The sequence below is a fragment of the Pseudomonas sp. Nvir genome (assembly GCF_963778085.1).
Lineage (GTDB): Bacteria > Pseudomonadota > Gammaproteobacteria > Pseudomonadales > Pseudomonadaceae > Aquipseudomonas > Aquipseudomonas juntendi.
In genome coordinates, this window is sequence record NZ_OY970405.1 from 4,306,921 (window position 1) to 4,329,426 (window position 22,506).

18 protein-coding genes and 3 pseudogenes are annotated in these 22,506 nt (G+C 59.8%); 13 read left to right on the forward strand and 8 right to left on the reverse strand.

The window, feature by feature from the left end; genetic code table 11:
- Positions 1 to 296: 296 nt before the first annotated feature.
- From AACG97_RS20745 to AACG97_RS20755, 4 genes and pseudogenes are all read left to right on the forward strand, one after another.
- Positions 297 to 1,649, forward strand: coding sequence for an APC family permease (locus AACG97_RS20745; protein ID WP_009684088.1), 1,353 nt, complete (start codon positions 297 to 299; stop codon positions 1,647 to 1,649).
- Positions 1,650 to 2,058: 409 nt separating this feature from the next.
- Positions 2,059 to 2,922 (forward strand): annotated as a pseudogene (locus tag AACG97_RS28125) (PDC sensor domain-containing protein); the annotation flags it as partial.
- 348 nt (positions 2,923 to 3,270) lie between these two features.
- Positions 3,271 to 3,780: pseudogene (locus AACG97_RS28130) on the forward strand (methyl-accepting chemotaxis protein); the annotation flags it as partial.
- 145 nt (positions 3,781 to 3,925) lie between these two features.
- Complete coding sequence (locus tag AACG97_RS20755; protein ID WP_009684086.1) at positions 3,926 to 4,885, forward strand: cation diffusion facilitator family transporter; 960 nt, start codon at positions 3,926 to 3,928, stop codon at positions 4,883 to 4,885.
- 96 nt (positions 4,886 to 4,981) lie between these two features.
- Here the strand turns inward: AACG97_RS20755 and AACG97_RS20760 are convergent, their stop codons facing one another.
- Positions 4,982 to 6,310, reverse strand: coding sequence for a DUF1329 domain-containing protein (locus AACG97_RS20760; protein ID WP_047149758.1), 1,329 nt, complete (start codon positions 6,308 to 6,310; stop codon positions 4,982 to 4,984).
- Between the two features lie 86 nt (positions 6,311 to 6,396).
- Complete coding sequence (locus AACG97_RS20765) at positions 6,397 to 8,313, reverse strand: DUF1302 domain-containing protein (RefSeq protein ID WP_009684084.1); 1,917 nt, start codon at positions 8,311 to 8,313, stop codon at positions 6,397 to 6,399.
- Positions 8,314 to 8,604: 291 nt separating this feature from the next.
- Between AACG97_RS20765 and AACG97_RS20770 the strand changes: the two genes are divergently transcribed.
- Complete coding sequence (locus AACG97_RS20770) at positions 8,605 to 9,273, forward strand: TetR/AcrR family transcriptional regulator (protein WP_009684083.1); 669 nt, start codon at positions 8,605 to 8,607, stop codon at positions 9,271 to 9,273.
- Here the strand turns inward: AACG97_RS20770 and betB are convergent.
- The 3 genes from betB to AACG97_RS20785 all read right to left on the reverse strand — a co-directional run bounded on the left by betB (position 9,249) and on the right by AACG97_RS20785 (position 13,477).
- Entirely contained in the window at positions 9,249 to 10,718 is a 1,470-nt protein-coding gene (betB, locus tag AACG97_RS20775) for a betaine-aldehyde dehydrogenase (protein ID WP_047149757.1), read from the reverse strand. The genes AACG97_RS20770 and betB overlap by 25 nt on opposite strands.
- A gap of 17 nt (positions 10,719 to 10,735) precedes the next feature.
- Complete coding sequence (locus AACG97_RS20780) at positions 10,736 to 12,487, reverse strand: N-acyl-D-amino-acid deacylase family protein (RefSeq protein WP_009684081.1); 1,752 nt, start codon at positions 12,485 to 12,487, stop codon at positions 10,736 to 10,738.
- 78 nt (positions 12,488 to 12,565) lie between these two features.
- Positions 12,566 to 13,477, reverse strand: coding sequence for a LysR family transcriptional regulator (locus tag AACG97_RS20785; RefSeq protein ID WP_009684080.1), 912 nt, complete (start codon positions 13,475 to 13,477; stop codon positions 12,566 to 12,568).
- Positions 13,478 to 13,582: 105 nt separating this feature from the next.
- Between AACG97_RS20785 and argE the strand changes: the two genes are divergently transcribed.
- On the forward strand, positions 13,583 to 14,890 hold the full coding sequence (argE, locus tag AACG97_RS20790) for an acetylornithine deacetylase (RefSeq protein ID WP_225785996.1): 1,308 nt from the start codon (positions 13,583 to 13,585) through the stop codon (positions 14,888 to 14,890).
- Between the two features lie 46 nt (positions 14,891 to 14,936).
- On the forward strand, positions 14,937 to 16,214 hold the full coding sequence (locus tag AACG97_RS20795) for an MFS transporter (protein ID WP_009684078.1): 1,278 nt from the start codon (positions 14,937 to 14,939) through the stop codon (positions 16,212 to 16,214).
- A 65-nt stretch (positions 16,215 to 16,279) separates the two neighbouring features.
- On the opposite strand, the gene AACG97_RS20800 is transcribed toward AACG97_RS20795, so the two are convergent.
- Positions 16,280 to 17,293, reverse strand: coding sequence for an alpha/beta hydrolase (locus tag AACG97_RS20800; protein ID WP_165944141.1), 1,014 nt, complete (start codon positions 17,291 to 17,293; stop codon positions 16,280 to 16,282).
- 256 nt (positions 17,294 to 17,549) lie between these two features.
- On the opposite strand from AACG97_RS20800, the gene AACG97_RS20805 reads away from it, so the two are divergent.
- A complete protein-coding gene (locus AACG97_RS20805) occupies positions 17,550 to 18,248 on the forward strand; it encodes a CatB-related O-acetyltransferase (protein WP_009684076.1) in 699 nt (232 codons plus the stop codon).
- A gap of 53 nt (positions 18,249 to 18,301) precedes the next feature.
- Here the strand turns inward: AACG97_RS20805 and AACG97_RS20810 are convergent, their stop codons facing one another.
- Together AACG97_RS20810 and AACG97_RS28135 are read right to left on the reverse strand one after the other, a co-directional pair.
- A complete protein-coding gene (locus tag AACG97_RS20810; protein ID WP_009684075.1) occupies positions 18,302 to 19,579 on the reverse strand; it encodes a DUF2254 domain-containing protein in 1,278 nt (425 codons plus the stop codon).
- A gap of 53 nt (positions 19,580 to 19,632) precedes the next feature.
- Entirely contained in the window at positions 19,633 to 19,812 is a 180-nt protein-coding gene (locus tag AACG97_RS28135) for a helix-turn-helix domain-containing protein (RefSeq protein WP_047149756.1), read from the reverse strand.
- Positions 19,813 to 19,962: 150 nt separating this feature from the next.
- Between AACG97_RS28135 and AACG97_RS20815 the strand changes: the two are divergent.
- From AACG97_RS20815 to AACG97_RS20835, 5 genes and pseudogenes are all read left to right on the forward strand, one after another.
- Positions 19,963 to 20,379 (forward strand): annotated as a pseudogene (locus AACG97_RS20815) (TonB-dependent receptor domain-containing protein); the annotation flags it as partial.
- Positions 20,367 to 20,507 carry a hypothetical protein gene (locus tag AACG97_RS20820; RefSeq protein ID WP_155273755.1) on the forward strand — a complete coding sequence of 47 codons (141 nt, stop codon included), beginning with the start codon at positions 20,367 to 20,369 and terminating at the stop codon, positions 20,505 to 20,507. The pseudogene AACG97_RS20815 and the gene AACG97_RS20820, both read left to right, overlap by 13 nt.
- A 330-nt stretch (positions 20,508 to 20,837) precedes the next feature.
- Positions 20,838 to 21,005, forward strand: coding sequence for a methylated-DNA--[protein]-cysteine S-methyltransferase (locus tag AACG97_RS28140; protein ID WP_009684073.1), 168 nt, complete (start codon positions 20,838 to 20,840; stop codon positions 21,003 to 21,005).
- A 77-nt stretch (positions 21,006 to 21,082) separates the two neighbouring features.
- Positions 21,083 to 22,009 carry a hypothetical protein gene (locus tag AACG97_RS20830; RefSeq protein ID WP_220465812.1) on the forward strand — a complete coding sequence of 309 codons (927 nt, stop codon included), beginning with the start codon at positions 21,083 to 21,085 and terminating at the stop codon, positions 22,007 to 22,009.
- Entirely contained in the window at positions 22,006 to 22,371 is a 366-nt protein-coding gene (locus AACG97_RS20835; RefSeq protein ID WP_054881227.1) for a hypothetical protein, read from the forward strand. The genes AACG97_RS20830 and AACG97_RS20835 overlap by 4 nt, the downstream gene beginning before the upstream one ends.
- Positions 22,372 to 22,506 lie beyond the last annotated feature (135 nt).

Sequence of the window (22,506 nt, forward strand, 5' to 3'; positions counted from 1 at the left end):
ACCGAATCGTTGATTTTTTCGAACACACAAATTGATCAGAACCGCAAAAAACCGCGTAAAAACCGAACAAAATCCACTTAATATCGATAAATATTTCAATGTTGTAACGTCTTGTCATGTTTAACTTGACACCCACCTACCCATCGTTTTTTATTTTCACCACTTTGCGCGCCCCCTCGCGCCTTCCGCTGCTCCAACATAAAAGGTGAACAACATGGAGCCCACCCGCTCGCCCTTGCCGCATGCGCCATACCCCGTGCCCGCCGTTCGCGCCCAGCAACAGGAGCCATGCCAGCATGCAGCATGACCCTAGCGCTGCCAGCAACGGCCAACTTCGCAAAACCCTGCGCCTGTGGCACGTGATCATCATTGGCCTGGCCTACCTGACACCGATGACGGTATTCGACACCTTCGGCATCGTCAGCGGGATAACCGCCGGCCACGTGCCCAGCGCGTACATCCTGGCGCTGGCCGGCATCCTGTTCACCGCAGTCAGCTATGGCACCCTGGTGAAACGCTTCCCGCAGTCGGGTTCGGCCTACACCTACACCCAGCGCGCGATCAACCCGCACGTGGGTTTCCTGGTCGGCTGGTCGTCGTTACTGGATTACCTGCTGCTGCCAATGGTCAATGCCCTGCTGGCCAAGCTGTACCTCTCGGCGATGTTCCCGGAAGTACCCGCATGGGTGTGGGTGGCCGCTTTCGTGACCCTCATCAGCCTGATCAACATGCGCAGCGTGAACCTGGTGGCGCACTTCAACCTGCTGTTCGTGGGCGTGCAGGTGGCGATCATCGCCGTGTTCATCTACCTGTGCGTGCGTGGCCTGCACCACGGTGAAGGGCTTGGCACGGCCTGGAGCCTGATCCCGTTCGCCGACGGTCAGACCCAGTTCAGCGCACTGGCCGCCGGCGCGACCATCCTGTGCTTCTCGTTCCTGGGCTTTGACGCCGTCACCTGCCTGTCCGAAGAAACCCGCGACCCGGGCAAGACCATCCCGCGGGCGATCTTCCTCACCGCCCTGATCGGTGGCGTGGTGTTCATCACCGTGTCGTACTTCATCCAGGCCTACTTCCCGACCATGGCGCGTTTCCATGACCACGAGGCGGCCCTGCCGGAAATCGCCCTGTATGTCGGGGGCAAACTGTTCCAGTCGGTGTTCATTGCCTGCACGGTGATCAACACCATCGCCTCGGGCCTGGCCTCGCAGACCAGCGTGTCGCGCCTGCTGTACGTGATGGGCCGCGACAACGTGATCCCGGCCCGCGTTTTCGCCCGCCTGCACGCACGCTACAAGACACCGGTACTGAACATTGCCGTGGTCGGCATCATTTCGCTGTCGGCGATCTTCTTCGACCTGGTGACTGCCACCTCGATCATCAACTTCGGCGCGCTGGTGGCGTTCAGTTTCGTCAACCTGTCGGTGATCAACCATTGCTACCTGCGCGAGGGCAACCGCAAGGGCCTGGCCAACCAGCTGAAGTACCTGGTACTGCCCACCATCGGCTTCTGCATCATCGTTTCGCTGTGGCTGGACCTGAATGCCCACTCGCTGATCTTTGGCGGTATCTGGGCTGCGCTCGGCCTGCTGTACCTGGGCTGGCTGACCAAGGCGTTCCGCTCGGCGCCCCCCAACTACGTGCCTGAATGACCCACGCTACCCACAACGCCCGCGCCTGGCCGCGGGCGTTGCAGTGTTCGAAAAGGAAAGCTCCATGCTGCTGCGCCGCCTCTCCATCCAATGGAAGATCACCTTGCTGGCCGGCCTTTGCCTGCTGGCCATCGTCGCCTTGCTGGTGGCCACCTCGCTGACTCAGGCACAGCGCAGTGCCACGCTGGTCAACCAAGCCAACACCGCCATGCTCGACAGCAGCGCGCGGCAGCGCCTGGAGGCCCATGCCGAAACCCAGGCCCTGCGCATTCAGCGCTACTTCATGGACGCTTATCAATACGGCAATGGCTTTGCCCGCCTGGTGCAAGTGCTGCAAGCCCGAGGTGGCAACGACCTGCGCGCCGAACTCACCCGCCAGGCGCGAGCCAGCCTGGCCGGCAAACCTGACATGATCGGCCTGTACCTGGTGTTCCAACCCGATGCACTGGACCAGCAAGACAGCCAGTACCGCGGCCAGGACGCGGTGGGCAGCAACGAGAGCGGGCGCTTTTCGCTGTACTGGTCGCAGCCGCGCCCGGGCACCCTGGAGCGCGAAGCCATGCCAGAAGCGCTGCTCGGCGACGCCAGCATCGGCAGCAACGGCGCGGCGAAAAACCGCTGGCTGACCTGCCCACTGGAGACCGGCAAAACCTGCCTGCTGGAACCGTATCTGGACGAGGTCAACGGCAGCCAGGTACTGATGACCAGCATCGCCCTGCCCTTGCTGGAACATGGCAAAGTGGTGGGCGTGGTCGGCCTGGATATCAGCCTGGACAACCTGCAGCAACTGAGCACAAACGGCCGCCGCGAGCTGTTCGAGGGTCAGGGCCAGGTGAGCATCGCCAGCGCGGCCGGCCTGCTGGCAGGCAATAGCCGCGACGCCAGCATGCTCGGCAAACCCGTTGAGCCTGCAGTTGCCGCTGGCCAGTTACGGGTTGCGCACCCCTTCACGCCCATTCCCGACGCCGCCCCGTGGCAGGTATTGCTGGAAGTGCCGGAAAGCGTGCTGCAGGCGCCCGCGGTAGCCCTCAATCAGCGCCTGGATGCGCACAACCAGCGTGCCAACCTGACCAGCCTGCTGATCGGCCTGGGCGCGGCAGTGCTGGGCTTGCTGCTGGTGTGGCTCACGGCCCGCGGGGTAACCCGCCCGATCCTGGCGGTGGCTGCCCGGCTTGAAGACATCGCCAGCGGCGAAGGCGACCTTACCCGCCGCCTGGACTACGCCCGCCAGGACGAACTGGGCCAGCTCAGCGCGTGGTTCAACCGCTTCCTCGACAAACTGCAGCCGGTCATCGCCCAGGTCAAAGGCTCGCTGCAGGAGGCCCGAGGCACCGCCGACCAGTCGGCAGCCATCGCCAGCCAGACCAGCGCCGGCATGCAGCAGCAACACCGTGAAATCGAGCAAGTGGCCACCGCGGCCAACGAAATGAGCGCCACCGCGCTGGATGTCGCCCATAACGCCGCGCAGGCGGCCCAGGCGGCACGTGCCGCCGACCAGGCCAGCCAGGAAGGCCTGCAGTTAATCGACAGTACCCGCCAGGGCATCGACCGGCTGGCACTGGACATGGACACGGCCATGGCCGACGCACGCGCCCTGGAGAGCCGCAGCACTCAGATCGGCACGGTACTGGAAGTCATCCGTACCATCGCCGAGCAGACCAACCTGCTGGCACTGAATGCGGCCATTGAAGCAGCCCGTGCCGGGGAAGCCGGCCGTGGCTTTGCCGTAGTCGCCGACGAGGTGCGCGGGCTGGCACAGCGCACGCAGGTGTCGGTGGAGGAAATTCGCCAGGTCATCGAAGGTTTGCAGCAAGGCACCCAGGATGTCGTGGGCGCCATGCACGAGGGCCAACGCCAGGCGCAAGCCAGTGCCGCACGCATGGAGCAGGCCCTGCCGGCACTGCAACGCATTGGCGAGGCGGTGGCGGTGATCAGCGACATGAACCTGCAGATTGCCTCGGCCGCCGAGGAACAGAGCGCAGTGGCCGAAGAGGTGAACCGCAACGTAGCCGGCATTCGCGACGTTACCCAATCGCTGGCAGGCCAGGCAGACGAGTCGGCTCGCATCAGCCAGGCCTTGAACCGGCTGGCCAACCAGCAACAAGCGCTCATGGAGCAGTTCCGCGTCTAATCTGTAAGGGCTTCTTCGCGGGTAAACCCGCCCCCACAGGGACCCGCACTGGCCTTTGAAGCCATGCCCCTCTGTAGGAGCGGGTTCACCCGCGAAGAGGCCCTCACAGGCACCACAGCATCATCGTTTTTGCCGAGCACACCTTATGCAAACCGCCCCCCGATCTTCGTTCTTCGACATCGCCAGCGAACAGGGCCTGCTGCGCACCTCGATCGCCGTCACCCTGTTCATCGCCAGCATCGGCATCGCTTTCGGCGTGGCCTCCGGGTCGTTCTCGATCATGTTCGATGGCGTTTACTCACTGGTCGACGCCAGCATGAGCGGCCTGTCGCTGGTGGTGGTCAAGCTGATCACCTCGCATACCACCAGCGTGCAGATGTCGCGCAAGCTGCGCGAGCGTTTCACCATGGGCTTCTGGCACCTGGAGCCGATGGTGCTGGCACTCAATGGCATCCTGCTCAGCGGCGTGGCGGTCTATGCCCTGATCAACGCCGTCAGCAGCCTGCTGCAGGGCGGCCGACACCTGGAGTTCGGCATTGCCATGGTCTACGCGGTAGTGACCGTGATCTGCTGCGTGACCATCGCCCTGGTCGAGGCCCGCGCCAACCGCCAGCTGAAGTCGGACTTCGTGGCCATGGACGTCAAGGGCTGGGTGATGTCGGCCAGCATCACCGCGGCACTGCTGATCGCCTTCTGCTTTGGTTACGCGGTTCAGGGAACCTCATGGGAGTGGGTATCACCGTACATCGACCCGGCGGTACTGGCGCTGGTGTGCCTGGTGATTGTGCCGCTGCCGATGGCGGTGGTGCGCCAGGCCCTGGCGGACATTTTCCTGGTCACCCCAGGCGACCTCAAGCTGCACGTGGACGAAGTGGCCAAGGCCTTTGTCGCCCGCCACGGGTTGCAGTCCTACCGTGCCTATGTTGCCAAGGTCGGGCGCTCACGCGAGATCGAGCTGTACTTCATCGTACCCAAGGCCATGGCAGCGAAGACCATCGATGAATGGGACGCGTGGCGCAACGAGATTGGTGAAGCCGTGGGCGGTGAAGGGCCGAACCGCTGGTTGACGGTGGTGTTCACGGGCGACCCGGAATGGGCGGAATGAGCTTTCGAGAATGCCGGGCTGGCATGGCACGGCCAGCCCTGCATCTGAAACCCTGCGGCACCGCCCGCCACGGGCAGAGCCGCCTGGCGGCACGTGTCAGCGGTTGCCCATGCGCTGCAGGGTTGCAGGCTTGTAGCGGTCTTCGGAGGGCACTGGCTGGCTGAAGTCGAGCGTTTTGCTTTCCTCGTTTTCCAACTTCTGAACCATGTAGCGGCGCGCCTGCAAATCATAGAATGCGTCGACGGTGGTCCAGGTGGTGGGCACGTTGTAGAAGTTGCTCATGTAGCCTATCGATACCCGCCACAGTTCGCCGTGGCTGTCATAGCGGTCGGCAAGCGCGATTTGCCAGCTGTCTTCGTCGAGGTAGAACACCCGTTTCGAGTAGATATGCCGCGCCGTTGGCCGCAACGTGCCCTCTACCACCCACACCCGGTGCAACTCGAAGCGGGTCGGCGCACTGAGCAGGTGGCCGGGCTTGATGATGTCATCGTACTTGTACTGCGGGCTGGCGATTCGATAGTTGTTGTAGGGAATGTAGATTTCTTTCTTGCCGACCAGCTTCCAGTCATAGCGATCGGGGGAGCCGTTGAACATATCACGGTCATCAACGGTGATCAGGCCATCGGAACCGCTGTCCGGCGTGTCGTAGGAGATGGTAGGGGCGCGACGCACCCGCCGCAGCCCTGGCACGTAGCCCCAGGCCATGCGTGGCTCCGCCACCTGGTTCAGCGTTTCGTACACCAGCGACGCCTCACCCGCCATACGGGCCGGGCTACGGGCGGCACTGAGGTAATAGAAGAGGATGTTGTTCAGCGTCGAGTAACTGCCGCCTTTGACGTAGTACTTGAACAGGACGTCCTGGTCATAAGTGGCCAGGCTGTACTGCCCATTGGCTTGAACGGTGGCTTCCGAGAGTTTGCGGACCACATAGGTACCGCGGTAGCGAGCGATATGGTTCCACAGGGCCTCCACGCCGCTTTGCGGGATCGGGAACGGGATACCGCCAAATGCGTGGATGAAGCCGTTGCCGCCTTCGGCCAGCTCCGCCGTGGTCGCGTTTTGCCGGGTGTTGTCGTACACCCACTGTGGCTCGGCAGCACTGCGGCGAGTGGTATAGACCGGGTAAGACATGGTTTGCGGGTAGGCTTTGAGCAGGGCGATCTGCCCGGGGCTCAGTTTGCTTTTGTACTGCTCGACATTTTCCGCGGTGATGGTGAACAACGGTTTGTCGTCCGGGTACGGATCAACGTAATGCTGGCCTGGCACGTAACCGGCCGGGGGTTTGCTCAGGCCGCCGGTCCAGGCGGGGATGCTGCCATCGGCGTTGCCCGCGGTTTCGCCGCCCAGGGGGGTAAGGTCTTTACCCAGCCGGCTTGCCTGTTGTTCAGACACAGCGGCGTGTGCCGCGCCGAAGGCGAACAGCATAACGGTGCCAACGACGAGAGAAAGACACTTGGCATGCTTGACGTAGTATTTCATGGTTAGCCCTGCTTGAAAGAATGAATACCTCGTTAGAACGAGTACTTCACGTCCATGCTGACGTTGTCCCTGTCACGGATCAGGTTGCTTTGCCCCGCACCGGTAAACAGGGTGTATTGCAGGCCGGCTTCAAAGCGGCTCAGGTAATCAGCCTTGATGCCGAAGGTGTAGCCTTTTCGGCCTTCCATGAAACTGCCGGTCAGGTCGGAGTTGCCTTTGAAGTTGTTGGTGTGGACGAAGAACGGCGAGAGGTTCACGCCAGCGTATACGTTGGTCCAGGTGCCCTGCATGCTGAGCGTGTAGCCATACGCCTCGCGGGTCATGGGGTTGTCGGTGGTGTCTGGGGTGCCGGCGAACTTGCGCTTTACCGGGGTGGGGTTGTACCCGGTATAACTCAAGTCGCTGCCGTGGTAGGACTGGGTCGCGATTTCGGCAATGCCGACCAACGAGTTGAAGCCCAACGACGGGCCAAAGTTGTAGATGGTGCCCAGCGAGGCGTTGATCGACTTGACACGCTCGTAGTTGGAATAGACCCCGCCCCGGCAGAACGGCTTACCGCCCAGCGAGGCACACGCCTGCGCGCCGCCGAGGTTGGCGTCGTACAGCCCCGACGTACCCGCCACGCCTTGCGCGAGAAGGTCACCCACCAGGTCGTTGGTTGCACTGATTGCAATCGGCAGATTCGGCCGATAGGAAATTTCACCGAAAACCGACGCATTGTTTATCGTGGTATTGAAGCTGAGGCCGTACATGCGAACGTCCTCGACATACTCACGGCGCACATTGGCATTCTGTGACAGGTCCAGGGTTGCCAATGCCCGCGCGGCGCTGGGGCCGATTAGCGAATCAAGCGTGGTCAGATCGACGCCACGGTAGGCGCCGGTGTCGATCTGCTGCACGGGCTCCTTGGCGTGGTAATTGGCAAAATAGAAGCCGAAGTCGGTGGCATTCAAGGCCTCGGCAATATAGTGCAAGCTGATACCGTATTGCCCGCTGGCCCGAGCCTTGTCGTCCGACTGCACGTTGCTGACCTTGAAGATGCCAGTGGCGGGGTCGAGGTAGCGGCTGGCATTGAAGGGGCCTTGGCCAAGGCCGCCCGGGATCTGGGTGGCCATGCCGTACGCTGCCATTGCCGGAACCAATGCAGGGACCTGGGCGTACGCAGTGTTGCCACCCGGCCCGAAGATATCGGTGGTGGAGTAGTAGCTGCCAACCGGGTCAAGCGCCGTTTCTTTCCATTTCAACTGGTAGTAAGCGTCCATGGACAGGTTGTCGGTCAGGCCGAAATTCAGGCTCAGCGCCTCAACCGGCACAAGCACTTCCTTGACCTGAGAGCCAGGCAAGCGGTACTTGACCGCATCCACGGGGTTCGAAACGCTCACGCCTCGATAGAACAAGGACTCACCCCAGTTGAACACCTGCCTGCCGAAACGCACCGTCAGGGGGTGATCGGCCACGTCCCATGCCCCGTATACGTAGGCATCCAGAATGTCGGCAGAGCGGCCGGCGAGGTGTCGGGTACTGCGGGTAAAGCTGTCATCCTTTGGATAATTCTGGCTAGGCTCTACCACCGCCGGGTTGTTGTAGTAGTCACTGCGTTTATCCATTATCTGCGTGTCATAGAACGCCGACCCACGAACGAACAGCCCATAATTCTGGTACTTGGCCTCAAGCTCCGAGGTCAGTTTGAACACCTGCGAAACAAGCCCGGTATCGAAGTTGCGGTTGCCGTCGTTGCCATTGAGCGCATCGTTGTTTTTCGCCTGGCCTTGAACTCGCCATACCTGGCCGAAAGACACGGTATTATCCAGGGTGCCGGTGATATCGCCATCGGCGAGGGCAAATTCGAGCGCTGCAGCGGGCTGGGTGAAGGTGATAGCTGACGCAAAGCCGAGCCATGCAACCCTGCTTTTCGACCCACAAGGGTCAGCAAAACGGAAAGGTTTCATCAGTACTGCTCCTGGGATGTCTTTTTGTTTTTTTACGCACCGGAGTGACGCGACCAGAGCAAGGTCCAAACTCGAATTATCTGACGATGCATGTCATCAAGATGCGTCCAAGGCTGGCTGCTGTCAATCGTCTAGCGGCGCTGACCATTCAGTTTCGTACGCGGCTTTGTTGCTTAAATCAGTGCCTTTTTCCGTGACTGAACGGCACAGCGCTGTGCGACAGGGCCGCGCTTGTCGTGATTTAAAAATTTTGACTACAATGGAATTCAGTTTATTAGAAGGGTGGCCACAATGAGCAAAACCTCCGGGGGTGCCGAGCGCTCCTACCGTGGCGTCAGCCAAGAGCAGCGCATCAAGGCCCGCCGGGAGGCCTTCATGAAGGCGGGGATGCAGCTTTTCGGCACCCAGGGCTACCGCGCCACGACCGTGCGCGACCTGTGCAGCGAGGCGAAACTCACCGATCGGTACTTCTACGAGTCCTTCGAGGGCACGGAAGAGCTGCTGTGCGCGGTGTACGTATCGATCATGGACGACCTGGAACAACGCCTGAACCAGCTCTACCAGGACCACGACCAGGTACACCACCACGCAGGCCGCAAGTTCCTCGCCACGTTTTTCGAGGCCATGCAGGACCCGCTGGTGGCGAAAATCGTATTGGTCGAAGTGCTCGGGGTAAGCCAACGCGTCGACAACCTCTACCAGCAGAACAACTTGCGCTTCTGCAACTTCCTGTTGTCCGCGATCAACCGCACCTACGGTGGCTTCAAGCCGGTCGCCTCGGAACTGTACATGTGCATGGGCATACTCGGGGCAATAAACCAGATTGCCGTTTACTGGACCTTGAGCCAATACCGGGACCCTGTGAACGTGCTGATCGACACAGGGCTTGCCCTGATCGAAGGCTGCGCCAAGGTGCCTGGCGCAGCCCTGTACGATCAGCAGGGTGGGAAAACGGACTGATAGCTGCCCAGTTCAATGAATACCGATTTGGTCCGCGTGTGCTCGAGCAGTGCCTCGATGCCGTTCTCCTGGCCGATACCGGACAGCTTGCTGCCGGAAACGGGCATTTGAGGCGGCACCTGGCCCCAGGTATTGACCCAGCAGATACCCGCCTCCAGCGCGTGCACGATACGGTGCGCCTGGGAGATGTTCTGGGTTACCACGCCGCCCGCCAGGCCTAGTACCGAGGCATTGGCACGCGCGATCACCTCTTGCTCGCTGTCGAAGGTCAACAGGCTCATCACCGGCCCGAATATCTCTTCCTGAACAATCTGCATGTCGTCGCTGCAGTCCGTAAACACAGTCGGAAGCAAGTAACTGCCTGCCGCGAACGCCTGCCCTGCCGGCAGGTGCCCGCCACACAGCAATGTCGCGCCGGCGTCGCGACCGCTTTGAATGTAGGCCAGCACTTTCTCGCGGTGCGCCTGGCTGACCAAAGGGCCGAACCGCGTGCGCGGGTCACTGGGGTCGCCAATCGCAATATTTTCAACCCGTTTCAGGATTGCGCGCTGCAGCCTGGCCTGGATAGCGCGGTGCACGAACACCCGCGTACCACTGGTGCACACCTGGCCGCTGCTGAAGAAGTTAGCCATTACCGCAATATCTGCCGCTCGCTCGATATCGGCGTCGGGCAGAATGATCAACGGTGATTTGCCACCCAGTTCCATGGTGACCTTCTTCAATGTGCCGGCGGCGCTGGTCATCACTTTCATGCCGGTCGCGACGCTCCCGGTGAACGAAATCTTGGCGATACCTGGGTGCTCGCTGAGCGCCTTGCCCACGGCCTGATTGCCTTGCAGCACATTGAACAACCCTGCGGGTACGCCAGCCTCGACCAGCAGTTCGGCCAGGCGCAGGGTGGACAAGGGTGTCAACTCGCTGGGCTTGAACACCATGGCATTGCCAGCCGCAAGCGCGGGCGCCAGCTTCCACATGGCAATCTGAAGGGGGTAGTTCCAGGCGCCTACCCCGGCCACCACACCCAGCGGTTCTCGTCGGGTATAGGTGAACGCTGTTTCGCCCACAGGTGACTGCCGGCCTTCGATAGCCGCCATCAAGCCGGCAAAGTAGCGCATGACCGCTACCCCGCCTTTGATGTCGACCCTGGAGGTATCGAAGATTGGCTTGCCGGTATCGAGGGTTTCCAGCTGCGCCAGTTCGTCATTGCGCAGCAAGATCAGCTTGGCTGCATCCAGCATTATCGCAGTGCGCTCAGCCACCGGAAGCTTGACCCACTCGCGTTGCGCCGCGCTGGCCGACAGCACGGCGTCGTCGACCTGCCCTGCGCTGGCTTGCTCGACAGTGGCCAACAGCTGGCCGTTGGCTGGGTTGATCGAGTCGAATGTGCTGCAACCGCTGGCGTAGACCTGCCTGCCATCGATGAACTGCCCTATGGTTCTGTGCATGTTGGTGATCCTCTTGCTCAGGCAGGCTGAGTACGGGCCGGCAGGAATTTGCCATAGTGGTGCGCTACGCCAAGGTCCTTGGCGAACCCACCGTCCCTGGCATAGGCCACTCGCCCATTGACCAACGTGGCCAGCACTGCCTGGTCGTTGCGGTTGACCAACCGCCTGAGCGGGGTGTTTTCGATGAGGTCTTCGCTGACCGCGTCCAGGTCACTGTTCAAGCCCTGGGGGTCAACGATGGCGATATCTGCCCGGGCGCCCGGCCTCAGCCTGCCTGCGTCGAGCCCGTACCAGTCGGCCAGTTCGGAAGTGACACGCGCCACCCCCTCGCCCACACTCATGAAGTGGTTACCTTCCAGGTGGGCATCGCGGATATATTTCAGGAAGCGCAACGGGAAATTGTAGAAAGCCAGGCCACGAATATGCGCCCCGGAATCAGCGAAGCCGACATGGACGCTGCGGCTGCGCATGAGTTTGTGCATGACCTCGACCCGGCTGTTGCCCATAAGCGTGGTCCAGACAAGCTCGGATTTGTACTGCACCGCCAGATCGAGGAAGCAGTCGATAGGGTCCTGCTCGCGCGACCTGGCGATTTCGCCGAAATTGCGGCCAATCAGGTTTGGGTCCGGGCAGGCTGTGACATAAGCGTCGGAAAAGTCCCGTTGCCAGAGCCCTACTTTCAATACGCTGCCCAAACCCTGTTTGAATAATTCACGGAACTCGGGCTTGGTGGCTTCTGCGTACTGGTCCTCTTCGTTCTTCAGGTTGCGCAGCACCAGGCCGCCGGCAAATTCGTCGAAATTGTTGAAGTTCAGCCCCGCGCTGTAGACCCGCAGTGGCGCCGGTAGAAACTGCCATTTGAGGTTGCCGCGCAGCAGCTTTTGGGTAACCCAGCCACTCAGGCGAACCATCTTCTGCAGGCTGGGCTTCACCTTCAGGTCCAGCGCCGTGAGCAACGTGGTTTTCAGCTTTGGCCGGAACCAGCCCGAGGCAGCGAGCATCAGGCGTACCGCACTGGAGGGCTCGGCCACATCCGGGGCGCCCTGCAGGATCGCCCCGCGAGCGCGCAGCCGTTTGAACAGCCGGGCCATTTCGGCCCAGCTGGCAAAGGTCGAGGGCAGTGGGCGCGACCATGCACGTTCGCCGGCCACCCGGTCGATCTTGGTTTTCATGACCGACAGGCCAAGGAACCCCTGGTCCAAAGCTTCATCGAGCAGGGCCTCCATGCTGCGCAGTTCCTGCTCGGTCGGTGGCCGCGGCGTGGTGGCCTCGAGCAACCCCATGGCGGCAGCCCTGATATCGGAGTGGCCGATGTAGCACGCCACGTTCGGCCCTAACGGCAACCCTTCGAGGAAGGTGCGGTACTGGGCCGGCGATGACCAACGCTTATGTGTGGTTAGCAGGTCCAGTACATGGTCATGCGGGATGGACTCCACACGGCTGAACAGATCCGCGCAATCCTGCGCCGAAGCTGAAACCATGCTCAGCGAACAAAGACCCGTCGCCACGGTGGTGACACCGTGGCGGATGGATTCTTTCAATGCAGCAGAACTCAATATCTCCGCATCGTAGTGCGAGTGCATTTCCAGAAAACCGGGCATCACCCAGCAACCTTTCGCATCCAGTACCGCTGCCGCCACTGCCGGGTCAAGTGCTGATGCACTGACGGCAACAACACGCCCGCCCTGGATGCCAACATCCGCCGCCACGCCATTGTGGCTGACGCCATCGAAGACCAGGCCGTTCTTGATGATCAGGTCATAATGCATATTATTGTTCTCACATTTTGACTACGCTTGTCATCAGAATACAGGCGCGACTTGCCCTGTCAAGTGCCATACTTGCGTTTACTTGAAAGCCTGCATCTGCGTTGTCAGCACTTGCAGCATGCGCGCAGCCGCCGAGGACAACCGGCGCCCAACACGCGTTACCACGTGGGCTTCGGCCGTCAGGAAAAGTGGATGGCCCACATCCCGGCACAGCAGTTCCCCAGCGTCCAGCTCTGCTTTTATGGCGAATGCCGGCAGGAAGGCGATACCCAGCCCTGTCTTGGCGAACTGGGTGAGCGTGGCGATCGAGTTGGTGGTCATCATCGGGTCGAACCTGACTTTCTCGGCCAGCTCCAGCACATCCACCAGTTGCCTGACGCCATGCGTGGAATAGGTGACCGCCAGCGGATAGTCCAGCAACTCACGGGCACGCAGGGGCCCGTCGCCCTTGCGCAGCGGCGAGTCGGGGCTGAAGATCACTTTCATCGGCTGCACACGGCAGGCGCGAGAGACCAATTTGGGGTGGGTCGGCGGGTTGTAGACCAGCCCGATTTCGGCGTCGTCTTCCAGCACCTTGCGAATCAGCTCGTTGGTACCCGCCGAGTCGAGGCTGATTTTCACGCCTGGGTAGGCTTTGCAGAACCGCGGCAAGGGGCCGTTGAGGATGTCGTTGACGAACCCCTCACCCAGAACCAGGCTCACGTGGCCGGTTTTCATCTCCCGAAGCGACTGAAGCCGGCCCAGAAGGTCACCGAGATGCGCCTCCTGTTCGCGGTGAAACTCGATGACCTGCTTGCCCGCCTCCGTCAGCGCCACGCCCCGGCCACGCCGCTCGAGCAATACCGTCGCCAGTTCGGCCTCCAGCAGCTGGATCTGCCGGGTGACCGCCGATGGGGCGACGTTCAGCAGGTCGGCAGCCGCGCGAATGCTGCCGCAACGGGCAGCTTCGTGGAAATAGGCAATGCGTGAAAGGTTGATCAGTCGACTCATGCCGCGCCCTCGTTGATCTAACAATCAGAACAAAAAACAAGCTGACATTGATTGTAGTCACTTTCTAGGCGTCATAGCATCAACCCGGCAGGTGTACCTGCAGCCTTGCAGAACTTCAATAATGCAGGCGGTTGGCCGCACGCGATGATTCAAACGTGGGCATTGGTGCTCGGCAAACTCGCGCCATCCACCGCCGCGCCCACCCAATGCCGATGTACTTTGAATGAAGACCATAAGATGACTTCTGCTAATTTTTGCACTGCCTACCCATGGGTCGAGCGGCTCATCAGCATGGATACAACGAGCGCACTGTCGAACTTGGGTTTGATAGAAGTGGTGCGCGACTACTTCAAGTCTTACGGTATCGACAGCACCCTCATCTACGACCGTGACGGGCGCAAGGCCAACTTGTTCGCCACGGTCCCTGCGTGTGACGGGTCCACGACCGGCGGGTTGGTCTTGTCCGGCCATACCGATGTGGTTCCGGTCACCAGCCAGGCCTGGGCGTCCGACCCTTTCTCACCGACCGTACGCGACAACAAGCTGTACGGACGTGGCGCATGCGACATGAAGGGCTTCATTGGAGTCGCTCTGGAACAGCTGCCGAATATGCTGCGCACCGCGTTGAAAGCGCCGCTGCATTTTGCGCTGTCATATGATGAAGAGATCGGCTGTGCCGGTGCCCCCTCAATGGTGCAAGACCTGGTCAAGCGCGGCGTTGCACCGCAGGGTTGCATCGTTGGCGAGCCCACCGGCATGGGCATCGTCGTTGCCCACAAGGGCATCAATGCCTACCGCTGCAAGGTCAAAGGGCATGCTGCGCACTCGTCGCTGCAACCGGCCGGGGTGAACGCCATCGAGTATGCCGCGCGGCTGATTACCTTCATCAGCGACCTCGCACGGCAGTCTTCACATCACGGCCCGTTCGATGAGGGTTTCGACGTACCGTTCAGTACCGCGCAAACAGGCACGATCAGTGGCGGCATAGCAATCAATACGATCCCGGAACACTGCGAGTTTCAGTTCGAGTTCCGCAACCTGCCAGGCGTCGACCCCGAATCGATATACGCAAAAATAACCCGCTACGCCGAAGAGGTGCTTCAGCCGGAGATGAAGTCACGCGTGCATACCGCAGGAATCGTCTTCGAAAAAATCTCCAGGGCACCCGCGTTGAGCCCCAGCGAAAAAGAAGCAATCTGCACGCTGATTGCCGGCTTGCGGCAAGACACCCGTGTACGCCGGGTTTCCTATGCCACCGAGGCAGGCTTATTTCAGGAAGTTGGCGTGCCCACCATCGTTTGTGGGCCCGGCTACATCGAGCAGGCACACAAGGCCAATGAATACGTGTCGCTCGAGCAACTGGACCTTTGCAATAGCTTCCTGAACAAGCTGGTGCTCAGCCAGCAGGTTTGACACTGGCTGGCGGCCTTGACCGATCAATAACAACAAGGAAAACACGATGGGTGAGTTGCGCACGGATTTGAAAATGCAGCGCTGTGACCACGGGCGTGGCACCCGGGTAGGCAGGGGTTTCATTCTAGCCATGGCACTGTCACTGCTTGGCGTCTGGCTGGCGGTATTCGCCCCCATCCAAGTACTGCTTGCCCAGCAGATGGAAATATTGGCGCCCAACTCGAAAGAAAGCGCGCTGGGCATGGTGATGGGCATTGGCTCGGCCATCGCACTGGTCGCACAGCCTGTCATCGGCTTTCTGTCAGACAGAACCCGCTCAGTGTTCGGCCGCCGTCACCCGTGGAACTTTCTCGGCATTGTCGTCGGCGCGCTGGCACTTTACATGCTGGGCAAGCAAACGACCTGGACGGGCATCGTCGTTTATTGGGCCTTGGTACAAGTGGGCACCAGCGGGGTGTTGTGTGCAATCACCGCTGCAATACCGGACCGCGTGCCAGTTGAGCAACGGGCCATTGTCAGCGCCTGGAATGGCGTGATGTTGTCCGTGGCAGTTGTACTGGGCGCAGTCATCACCACCACGCTGGGTGTCGGCATAGCGCAAAGCTACACCGTCGTCGCGGCCATATTCGTGGTGCTTTCAATGCCATTTGTGTTGTTTACCGATGATCCGCTGGGGCAGCAGGTGCACACCGGTGAATGGCGTTGGAAGGCGTTGTTTTCGGCCTTCTGGATCAGCCCCAGAAAGCATCCGGATTTTGCCTGGGCATGGTCGACGCGCTTTCTGGTCGGCCTCAGCAGCGCCACGGGCACCCTGTTCTTTCTGTACTTTCTTCGCGACGGCCTGCGCTATGAGGCGCTTTACCCGGGTGAGCGGGCCGAAGACGGCTTGCTGAAGCTGGTGCTGATCTATACCGCTGCCGTGGTGGTCACCGCTTTCGCCTGCGGGGCCATATCGGATCGGACCGGCCGGCGCAAAGCCATCGTGACGGTGTCGGGGATGATCATGGGAGTGGCTTCGCTGTTGTTGGCCTTCTGGCAGAACTGGCCGATGGCTATGGTTTCCTCAGCGATACTCGGTGTTGGCTATGGTGCCTATGTCGCCGTCGATCAAGCGCTCATCAGCCAGGTGCTGCCCAGTTCGGCGGACCATGCCAAGGACCTGGGGATCATCAACGTTGCCATCGTCGGGCCACAGATCCTCGCCCCTGCCCTGTGCGCCATGCTGGTGACCCAGTTCGGAGGCTACCCTGCCCTCTACATGTTTGCAGGCCTGGCAGGCTTGATGGGCGGGCTGCTGGTGCTGAAAATCAAAAGTGTCCCCTGACGCAACAGGGCGCATCGGGTCATGCACACTTGGCGGTTGTCAGGCACCAGAGGCCTGACAACCCCTCATTTCCCACCGTGCGCTTGTCGGCTACGTACCAGCGCTGCTACTGCCTGCTGCATTTCCTGCCTGGCCACGCGACTGACGCCCATCATGTTCGCAAACCCATGAATGAGCCCAGCCGCCCTGCACAGGGTCACGTTCACCCCAGCGGCCGATAACAGGTGCGCATACGCCTCACCTTCATCGCGAAGTACGTCGAACTCGGCGGTGGCAATATACGTTGGTGGCAGCCCTTCAAAACTGTCGGCCAGCAACGGCGACACAGCCGGGTCGCTGTAGGCCCGGCTGGGGACATACAGCTCACGCGCCCAGTTCATCTGGTCCGCAGTCAACACATAGCCTGTTTCGAACAGCGAATAGGACGTCGACCTGTTTTCGTTGTCCAGGACCGGGTAGAACAGCAGTTGGAAGTCGGGCAAGCGCCGTTTCTGCTCTCTGAGCGTGTAGCACAACGCGGCAGCAATATTGCCACCCGCGCTGTCGCCCGCCACGGCAATGAATGCGCCAGGCGTATTGGCCGCCTGCATGTCCTTCAGCACATGCTCATAGGCTGCCAGTGCGTCATCGATGGCGGCAGGAAATGGATGCTCGGGTGCCAGCCTGTAGTCCACCGACAGTACGTGCAGCCTGGCTTCGCGCGCCAGATACCGGCAGATACTTTCACAGCTTGCCAGGCTTCCGGATACCCAGGCGCCACCGTGGAAGTAAATGAGTACGCCCTGCGCGCAGTCGTTCGTTACGAACGTCTTGACTGGAACAGGCCCGCCCTGCCCGTCGATCGTGAAGCTTCGCTCCAGGTCGACAGGTGCATCACAGCCGCCAAACACCCAGGCGTCATGGTCGGTCTGTTCGCGCACTTTATCCAGGGGCTGGTGCTGCGGGCGGGCAAGCTCGCGGTCCCCCATCAGCCTGAGAAACATCGCCACTTCGGCGCTTAACACGTGACCCGGCTGGTTGAGACGAGACCCGCCAATGGCAGATTGCAAGCGATGGGGCAGCCTGCCCAACGCCTCCACGACCCACTTCATGCCGACCTGGCTGACTGGCCTCTTCATGGATTCCCCACTCCCAGAATCAACGCCTCGATAAATACAGGCGAAACTGGCTAATCTTATGAGGCACCCTAAAGGGCTACAAGCAGAGGGCTGCAGAGATGCGTTCTAATTAATAGAGCGCGGCGGGCAAATCGGCAGTCGGTCCCGGGCGAAGCCTTTTTTGATCGGAGGGTGCTTGCTACCATCCACGCTCAACAGTCGTGGTGCGATCGGAAAGATGCTCAGAATCCTCAGAGAACAACAATTCAAGAAAGCGTTCCGAAAACTGGGCGGCAAAGTCGCCGGAGGTTCTGGTTCCTTCAGCGCCCGTGCCTGCGCAACCATTGAGCAAGGTGTAAGCCTTGGACACGTCAGGGTAGAGTCGCCATCGGTAACCATCGGAGCCCACACCTACATCAGGAGTGGCAGCACGTTATCCGTGATTTCTGCGATCGGCCGTTTTTGCTCGATCGGATCCGACTGCACACTGGGCCAGGAAAAGCATACCCACCCTACCGATTGGGTAAGCACGCACCCCTTCCAGTATGAAACGGGAGGCTTGTCCTATTCTCCAGCGCTTTCCTGGGTCACCATGGGACACGATGTCTGGGTCGGGCATGGCGCGACCATTTTGGAAGGTGTAGAGGTTGGCACGGGGGCAATCATTGCCACACGGGCAGTAGTGACAAAAAACGTGCCCCCCTATGCGATCGTTGGCGGAAACCCAGCCAAGTTCATCAAGTACCGGCATAGCCCTGAAATCATTGAGCGGCTGCTTGCAAGCCAATGGTGGAACCTGGATGTCGAGTACCTCAAACGCTTGCCCATGAACGACGCCGAGGCATTTCTCAAGGCGATTGAAAATGGTGCACCCGCCGCCCCAGTACACTACTCGAAACTCTCCATCGCCAAGCGTAGGGTGCAAGAAGCGCCGTAGTGGGTTCAGCTTTATCAAACTTTGTCGATGGCCTTTGCGTTTGCGCCTCGAAGCTACTGACCAAGCAACGGCGCGGCTACATCCCGGAGCCGCTGCTTTTCTTCATCCAGGTGCAACGATGTCTGCGCACGTTTGACCAGTAAAGCGGCATGGTGTCGGCAATGCTTGCCATACCGCTGTGGATCGAGTTCAGCCAGACTGATCAATGCCTTGATCAGCCGGATATCGATTTCCAACAGCCCTGCCCCGTCCCGTGCGATCAATGTAAAGAAGTCATCGAATAAATCGTGCACTTCGATGCACCGAACATGAACGCGCAGACACTTCTCATCGACGTCATCAGAGGCCGGGGATTGCATCGACCACTTGGAAAAACACCTGACTCCACGGCCGATCACATCGATCACGGTCCCGGAATCATTGGTCGCCGGAGACAAGGCGCGCGAGGCGATTTCGGTTAGAACCGCAAGGCCGAAGCGTGGATCCTGGTCAAATGAGCGGCGTACACCCACCGTGACCGCGCGCAGGATTTCAGCCGCCAGCGCCGAGCCCTGTGGAGGGGGCGAAGCTGTGGGTAGCAGCCGCGCTATGGGCGCGCCAATGTGAACAAAGGTGCCTGGCAGTACTTCCAGGTAGATCTTGAGCTGGTGCTTCTCGGCCACTGCCGCCAGGCCGCTGATATCGATGTGCTGCACGTAGCCGGTGTCGGTACTGGCAATCGTGAGCGCGCTAGAGGGCAGCACGAAGGATTCGGGGTAAGGGGCACCACCCAGATAGGGCCAGCGGGCGCGATGCTCCAGGGCAGCCAGTGTCGCGGCCTCGACCCGATCAATTGTCTCGCCGACTCTTCCAAGCGTGGATAGGTGACCGATCCAGCGCAACAGCGTGTACACGATCAGGACGATCATCAACAGGGTCACTGCAAAAAGCACCACCCGCCCCTGAGCCCCATAAGCACCGGTACTCAGCGCGATGATGCCGACCAGGCTGAACAGAAACGAGCCAATGAACGTGGCCAGTGCATTCTGCGTTGTCGAATCTTCCATCACCAAGGTGGTCGCCCTGGGTGTCACGCCATTACTGGCAGCACCGTAGGCAGAAACGATGATACTCAAGGAAAACGTGGTCACCGCCAGCATGCTGGAGGCGATGATGCCGAGTATCTTGTCGACCGAGTCTGCACCGATCTTCGCAGGCAGCGATGGCGGTACGAAGTCGCGCAAGGCGATGGCGAGCAAGGCCGTGACAACGCCAGCAAGCGAAAACAGCGTTGTCCGAAACCACAGGCGTTTTGTCACTTGACGCAGGACCCAGCTCAACCGAGTGATCATTGTTTCTATCCTTATGGTGGTCAACGCTTCCCGGGCCGAATGCTGTGCCCGAACTAACGATTCACGCGAGGCCGCTTTCGATACGACAACGGCGTCTCACCCGTCCATCGCTTGAAGGCTTTGATGAAACTGGTCGGATCAATGTACCCAAGGCGGGCAGAAATCTGTTCCACCGATAGCACATATTCGCGCAAGAACTCCCTGGCCAGCGCATATCGCACCTCATCGCGCATAGCGATCCAGCATGGCCCGGCACTGATTTTCCGCTGCTTTCAATGTCAGTTCATTGGCCTGTGCGAGCGGTTCCATGAGCGCTTGCGTATTCAGGATGGCCAGATGGGACGGTGCATTGAATTGCGCCCGCACGCGACAGAATCCCTCGTACCACTACCAAAGGCGCTGAGTTCACCCTGGACGGAGAGCTGGCAGAAGGCTGGCAGGCATCTGCCGGTTATGCCTATGCGGTCAGCACCGATGCTGACAACCAGCGTATCGTTACCAACCTGCCTCGTCACAGTCTCAAGACCTTCACCAGCTATTGCCTGCCGGGGATTCTGGACAAGCTCACCGTTGGCGGCGGTGTGAACTGGCAGAGCAAAACCGGTGCCGACCTGCACACCTTCACCCAAAGTAGCTATGCCGTCACCAACCTCCTGGCTCGCTACGACTTCAACCAGCATCTGAGTGCGTCAGTCAATCTAAACAACGTGTTCGACCGTGAATACCTGAGCTATGCCGGCGACCACGGTATGTACAGCGCTCCAAGAAATATCATGACGGGGTTCAAGTGCAACGTCTGACGCTCGCGCACTTCGTGCTGATCCCGCGCTATCGGTTTCAATCCAGTATTGACGCCCGCAAATCCAAGGGCAATCGGCTCTGCTGGGAATCGGTGGCTCGGGAGCGCGCCTCTGTGGCGCTCGACTAATGGTTTCTCGGCGGTTTGATCCAGACAGAGGGGGCGATTATGCAGCTACCGATCGACAGCTATTGGTCAATAGCTCTCGTGGTGAAGGACCACCTATCAACTGCCGAACGAGCGTGAACGCTGGAAAGTTGGCCTCGGAGCTATCATCCAAAAGTTGCTTGAGTACCTCGGCGGGGCCCGTCGTGATTTCTCGCTAAACCTGGCACCTCGTGGCAGCCACTTTCTCGAGCAGGCATGGGCAATGCTTGCCATGGTTCGCTACGGCACCGTCACCAGCTACGGTCAACTGGCCAAGAGCATGGGCAAACTGACGCTGCCAGAGCCATCGGCATGGCCAATGCGGTCAACCCGATTTCGATCATCGTGCCCTGCCACCGCGTGATCGCCGCCAACGGAAAGCTAAGCGGCTACAGCGGCGGTTTGGACAAGAAACGGGACCTGCTGCCCCTCGAAGCCGAGCATACCCGCGTGGACCTTCTTCAGGCCGCATTTAGCTGAGGCGCTTTCCGGGAGACCTAACTGGCCGCAGCATAGCAGGCAATTTTGCAGGCGCCGCTCGTGGGTCCTACCAGTCTTTGAAAGCCAGCACTCCGCTATCTGGGCACACCCTAGGCAAATTCGATATCCTGAATGCGCACATTGTCAACAGCGTTGTCCTGGGCGGTGAGCTGGTGATCGTGGGCGATTCCAACACACCCTCATGTACCAGCCACGAAGCGTCTCTGATGGCCCAGGCTGCTCAGATCCACGCTGGACTACTTACCAGTGGGGTGGATGCGGATGATTTCTTCCTGGAACACTTCGACTTACTGCAAAGTGTGCTTGCCAGCGCTTCAATGGGAGTTGGTGCAGTCGGTGACGGCTGGAGCAGGCATCTGCAAAATATCAAGGACACACTTGAGGAGATCGAAAAACTCCATCGCGATTACCTCGGCTCTGGCACCTTGAGTGCCCGCGACGCGTTTTATGCCAAGCGCACCGCTTTGTTCATGAAGCTCGAAAAGCATTTGGGGAGCCTGGCCGCGTACGGTTCAGGGTTACGTAATCAGGGAAAGATCAAACAAGCATTAAATATCTCGACCCGCAGCTATCTCCACACAGGTGAGATTGCCGGCTATGCCGATAAGGTATCTGGCGTTGCCACAGCCTCCAACCTAGTTAAGAAAGGCACGTACATCGGCACTGCGCTGGATGTGGCCGCCACAGGCTTGTCGATTCATAAAGCCTGCACAATGGGCCGGGAAGAGCAGTGCCGCCGCGCCAAATATGTTGAAAGCTCGGCGTTGATAGGTGGCCTGGGAGGCGGCAGCATCGGGGGGGCTGCGGGAGGTATGGTAGGAACTGGTGCTTGTGTAGTCGTTCTGGGGGTTAGTACAGGCGGCCCAGGAGCGCTGGCTTGTGCTGTAATAGGCGGTGCAGTAGGCGGTAAAATCGCCGGTGACTTCGGGAGCGATAGAGGCGAAAAGGTAGGTGAATTTTTATATCGTGAGGTATCGGAGTGAATGCAGTAGACCCTGGATTGATTGCGCTGTTTATCCTTGCACCCATAATTCTGTTTATGATCGTGCTGTGTTACATCGCACATAAGTACACTGAGTACTTTGAGTCGTTTCTTCCGAACTGTACGTACGTGACCGGCAATAAAAAAACATTCCAGCATGCAGGCTTACTTGGCAAAGTCATGCGCACGGGATCGATCGCTCTGGTGCTGGCGATACCGACAATCTTTTTGCGCAGAGGCTTAATTGACTTAAATGAAGTTAAACGTTTCCCGCCCAAAATGAAACGATTATTGGTGAGCATGTTAGCCATCCAAATCGTGCTGGTCATTGCGCTTACCATTTCCCATTATGCAGATCGCTGAAAATAATTGACTGGCATTACCGGGACGATGGCCAGATAGATGGCCTCGTCCCAGCTGGCCAACTCCAATCATTTTCAGTCCTAGTTAGAAGCGTAAAAATTCCTTTTAGATGAGCTGTCTACACTTTTAAGGCAT